Genomic DNA, 4,390 nt, shown 5'->3' with positions numbered 1-4,390 from the left:
TTGTCTTTCTTGTGATAGGTTTCTGTGAATTACTCCTACACCACCTTGTTGTGCCATTGCCACTGCAAGATCTGCTTCGGTTACAGTATCCATAGCGGCACTTAAAACAGGAATATTCAATTGGATTCCTTTGCCTAATTCAATTTTAGTATCGATGTCTTTAGGCTCTACATAACTGGCATTAGGAGTTAAAAGAAAATCATCAAATGTGAAAGACATTCTTGCTTCTTGAACTTTTTTTGAAAATGACATAAATTACACCTAATTAGAATGAATCGCATAACTCTTTAAGCTCAGCTACAGCAGTATGGTGTATCTGACCTGTATTTCTGTCACCACCAATGCATGCGGCTCCTCTAATACCCACTACATCACATCCAATGTCATGCAATGGTTTTAACTGCTCTTTTTTGACAGAACCTGCAAGTGCGGTTAACAAACCATAGCTGTGAGCTTCATCAACAAATGATTTTAATTGTTCTATATCTAAATGATCGAATAATGTAAGACCGTCTTTAACTGCAGTGTCAAGCATTGCCAAATCGCATCCTGCATCTTTAGCAACCTTTGGTATTTCCATAGGATCGACTGCACCTACACGGTGAGCGTCTGCATAGCCTGCAGCTACAATAATTGTATCTTCACTAACATCCTTTACAGCTTTTACAACATTTTCCATGACTTCAACTGCTTCGTCATGGTTTTTTGTTCCGTATAATCCAACTTTAATATAATCCGCTCCAGAAACGTGAGCACCCATTGCTGCAAGAGCGACAGTACCTGGTTTGTAAGGCACATCACCTAAAGTAGCGCTGACTAGCTTGTCTTCAGGAGTCAACTCTCTAATTTCCTTGATAACCCAAGGGAAATTAGCTCCTAAGGAACCTTCCTTAGGATTTTTCACATCAACAATATCCGCTCCACCTTTAATAGATTCGAGAGCTTCTTCACGATTTATAGGACTTATCAATAGAAGCATAAATTTCCTCCAATAAAATATTATTTTATAATATAGTAATATTACTTCTTTATTATTTATAATATTATTGTTTTTAAAAAAAATAATTTAATATGGTGAATCTTTTTTTGAAATATTATCCTTAATTGCACCATGTGCCTTAGGATAAAATCCGACATCGGTTGACAATTTTCTCATGTTTTCAATAATTTCATTTGTTGGGATGGCCAATGGGCAATTAAGTGTGCATAATCCGCATAATGTACACATGTAAAGGCCAGAATTGTAGCATGTCTCCTCATCCTTAATGAATTTTGACATTGCAACACCACGACCGCCCAAATAGTTATTGAATCCGAATTCGTTTCCTACTGCATTATATACCGGACAGTGTACTACACAGTTTCCGCAGCCAATACAATAGAGGCATTCTGGAGGCGCATTGCTTCTCCCATTATCCAATAAGATCACAACAACCCTTTCGGCACCGTACATATTTTTCAAGAGCTTTTTTTCAATGTCTGCTGTTTTTGACGGTCCTGAAATTACATTCATATATGAAGTAACATAGCTGCCGGTTGCAAATATTGTCTCCAGCTTTACAACGGAGATTGCGTCTTCCAATGTAGGCACTATTTTCTCAATTCCGGCTACAATTATATGCAAGTCTTTCAGTGAAACTAGTGAAATATTGCCCTCATTGTGCACCATTACAAGGGACCCTTCTTCAGATGCTATTGCATTGGCTCCACTTATACCTACATTGGCATCTTTTATGCGATTTAGCACATCGCTTCTGACGAGCTCCATGATTTCTCTGGGTTCAGGATTAACATTGGCGTCCAATGATTCATTAACAATGTCTGTAATATCTGATATGTTCAAATGAGAAGCAGGGCCTGTTGGATGAACTGGCTTGTTGTCTGTTTTTTTAAGCTGCAGAATTCTATCCCCGAGGTCTGTTTCGACAACCTCAATATCTTTAGAAGCCAAATGTTTTTTAAGGTTAATTTCGCCTAAAGTATTTGATTTAGCTTTGGCAACAGTTGTTACATTGAATTCCAAAAGCAATTCATCAATTATTCTTAAAGCATCTTTTGATGTTTTGGCAAATTTGAATTCGATGTCATTGCGTTCAAATGACTCGAAAGCCTGGTTTAACAATATTCTGTTATTATCTATAGAATATTTCTTGATTTCACGAACTCTATCCATTAACCTTTCAGTAGATGGGGATTCCTTTAGTGAATTTGATCTTCTTTTAACTGTATTGAATGATTTTCTCATAGTTTCAAGTTCACTAGCTTTCATCTAAACCACCATACTTTACTAAAAATTCAGATAAGTCCAAAACTTCAATATCGTCATTTTTTAAATTAAGCTTGCAAAAAGGACAAGCAGTTACCAATGTATCGCAGCCTGTTTCCTTAGCTTGAGCAATTCTTGCCTTTCCAATTTCACCGGCAATTTCTGGATAAGCGGACTTCACTCCACCACCTGCACCGCAGCATAGGCTATCTTCACGGACATTGTCCATTTCAACAAGGTTGGCAACCTTATTAATCACTTTTCTTGGCTCTTCATAAACTTGAGAATGCCTTCCCAAATGGCATGAATCATGATAAGTCACATCCAAATCATTTTTGGATAAGTTTAGCCTGCCTTCTTTAACTAATTGGTTTAACAGCTGAGAAATATGAATTACATCGATTCCATCGTAATCCTCGTTTAGAGTTTTATAGCATCCTGCACAAGAGGTAATGACAGTTTCTCCTTTAAAGATTTCTGTATTTTTCCTAATCTGTTCGGCCGCCTCTTCATTAAAACCAGTCCTAAGCAAAACAGATCCGCAACATTTTTCATCATCCAAAATGTGATAGTCAACATGGGCAGATTTCAATAGCTTTTCTGTTGACTCTTGGATTCCATTTTCCTTTTCACGTGCAGTGCATCCTCTAAAATAAAGCATATCTATTCCTCATCATCAAGAGATATTTCATTACTTAAAGCAAATTCCTTTACGATTTTATTTACATCATCCTGCAATTTGTCAATCCTGCTGTATAATTTGAAAATTGTATAAACCAAAACAGCAAAAACGATGATGATAATAAAGTCCAAACCACGGGTTATACCAAACAAATTAGCAAAGATATTACTGAATTGCGGGAAAATCGCAAATAGGCTAACAATAATCCAAAAGATAGTCCAAAGAATTACAGTGCTTAAAGAATTTTTTTCTCTTAAATGCCTTAATAAAAACCATACGATAGCTATTATGGATATAATCGGAAATAAAATTGAATATAATAACATTTAATCACCTTTTTAAAACTGATGTCTGATCATTTGAACCAATATTTTAAATGCCTCTGTGAAATTTGTTCCTTTTGCTTGTGTTTCCGGAGTGTAGATTGTTTGAATCGGGACTTCGGCAAATGGAATGTTATTGTCATTTACTTCACGTATAAATTCGGAAGAAATGAGATATCCTCTGGCATTGATATTTATCTTTTTCAAGGCATCGATTGTTATTGCCCTGAATCCTGTTTGGGAATCGCTTACATCGACCTTATAAAATATTCTTGTAAGCAGATTCATTATTGCATTAGCTATATTCCTACTTAAAGGCATATCTTTTAACGGCCTCACGCCAATTACCGCTTGAGCCTGGCCGGTAACCAACGGCTCGAGAACATTGTCCAAATCATCAACTGAATGCTGGCCGTCGGAATCCATATTTACGATATATTTAGGATCATATCTTAAAACAGCATCAAAACCTGTTTGCATCGCCACTCCAACGCCACGGTTAATGATATGGGAGTAAATGTAAATATTTTTAGGATATTTTCTTTGGGATTCTTTAACGACTTCCAGGGTATTGTCTGAAGAGCCGTCATTAACGATAACCATTTTATACCCTTTCTCTGCAATCGCTTCAATTACAGGTTGGATTCTTGTTGCTTCATTATATGCAGGAAGAATGACATATGTATCCTTTTTATCTTCTGCGCTTACCTCAAAACTCATTGTACACCTTTTTATAATGGTCCTGCATCTTCTTTTCCTTCACGCATTCCCATTCCAGCTTCTTTTCTCATTGCCTTTCTATGATACATCATTTTAATCAAATTCTGTGCATGTTCGCGTGCCCTGTTTTCTGCAAGTTTTGCAAGCTCAACCGGATCTTCCTCTTCATCCTCATGCACAAATACCTCTAAAATATGCGTGTTAGTCATGAGCTGTGCATTGATAAGGCCAGTTGACGCCTCATGAGCACACATCTTATCCTTCTCCATAGGTCCCGGCATTCCAAGCGCCATTACTATATCACAGTTTTCTTCTTCAATGAGAATTTTTGCAGTTACAGGCAAATCCTTAACGCCCGGAACTGTTTGTCTGATTATTTTTAAATCATAAGCGTTATTT

Annotated in this window: 7 protein-coding genes; all 7 read right to left on the bottom strand. The window is 36.8% G+C overall.

All coding sequences use genetic code 11. The annotated features are described in order from the left end of the window. On the bottom strand, window positions 1-252 hold a 252-nt coding region (locus tag ACJROP_RS02895; RefSeq protein ID WP_406533998.1), incomplete at its 3' end, for an IMP dehydrogenase. Between the two features lie 13 nt (window positions 253-265). Next, entirely contained in the window at window positions 266-979 is a 714-nt protein-coding gene (locus ACJROP_RS02890) for a (5-formylfuran-3-yl)methyl phosphate synthase (protein WP_406533997.1), read from the bottom strand. 87 nt (window positions 980-1,066) lie between these two features. Then, window positions 1,067-2,269, bottom strand: coding sequence for an LUD domain-containing protein (locus tag ACJROP_RS02885; protein ID WP_406533996.1), 1,203 nt, complete (start codon window positions 2,267-2,269; stop codon window positions 1,067-1,069). Next, window positions 2,259-2,927, bottom strand: a complete 669-nt coding sequence (locus ACJROP_RS02880; RefSeq protein ID WP_406533995.1) for a (Fe-S)-binding protein — start codon at window positions 2,925-2,927, stop codon at window positions 2,259-2,261. The genes ACJROP_RS02885 and ACJROP_RS02880 overlap by 11 nt, the downstream gene beginning before the upstream one ends. A 2-nt stretch (window positions 2,928-2,929) precedes the next feature. Next, a complete protein-coding gene (locus tag ACJROP_RS02875) occupies window positions 2,930-3,274 on the bottom strand; it encodes a DUF2304 domain-containing protein (RefSeq protein ID WP_406533994.1) in 345 nt (114 codons plus the stop codon). A gap of 12 nt (window positions 3,275-3,286) precedes the next feature. Continuing rightward, on the bottom strand, window positions 3,287-3,991 hold the full coding sequence (locus ACJROP_RS02870; protein WP_406533993.1) for a glycosyltransferase family 2 protein: 705 nt from the start codon (window positions 3,989-3,991) through the stop codon (window positions 3,287-3,289). Between the two features lie 11 nt (window positions 3,992-4,002). Beyond that, window positions 4,003-4,390: riboflavin synthase (ribC, locus tag ACJROP_RS02865; RefSeq protein ID WP_406533992.1), on the bottom strand; the 388-nt coding region annotated here is incomplete at its 5' end.

Origin of the sequence: Methanobrevibacter sp. (assembly GCF_045220775.1) — an archaeon.
Classification (GTDB): domain Archaea; phylum Methanobacteriota; class Methanobacteria; order Methanobacteriales; family Methanobacteriaceae; genus Methanocatella.
The sequence above is the reverse complement of the archived record's forward strand: the minus strand, read 5'-3'. Positions and strand labels throughout refer to the sequence as shown.

Coding starts and splice junctions, on each gene's coding strand:
- ACJROP_RS02880 (WP_406533995.1), bottom strand. CDS start 2,927: ATGCTTTATTTTAGAGGATGCACTGCACGTGAAAAGGAAAATGGAATC.
- ACJROP_RS02875 (WP_406533994.1), bottom strand. CDS start 3,274: ATGTTATTATATTCAATTTTATTTCCGATTATATCCATAATAGCTATC.
- ACJROP_RS02885 (WP_406533996.1), bottom strand. CDS start 2,269: ATGAAAGCTAGTGAACTTGAAACTATGAGAAAATCATTCAATACAGTT.
- ACJROP_RS02870 (WP_406533993.1), bottom strand. CDS start 3,991: ATGAGTTTTGAGGTAAGCGCAGAAGATAAAAAGGATACATATGTCATT.
- ACJROP_RS02890 (WP_406533997.1), bottom strand. CDS start 979: ATGCTTCTATTGATAAGTCCTATAAATCGTGAAGAAGCTCTCGAATCT.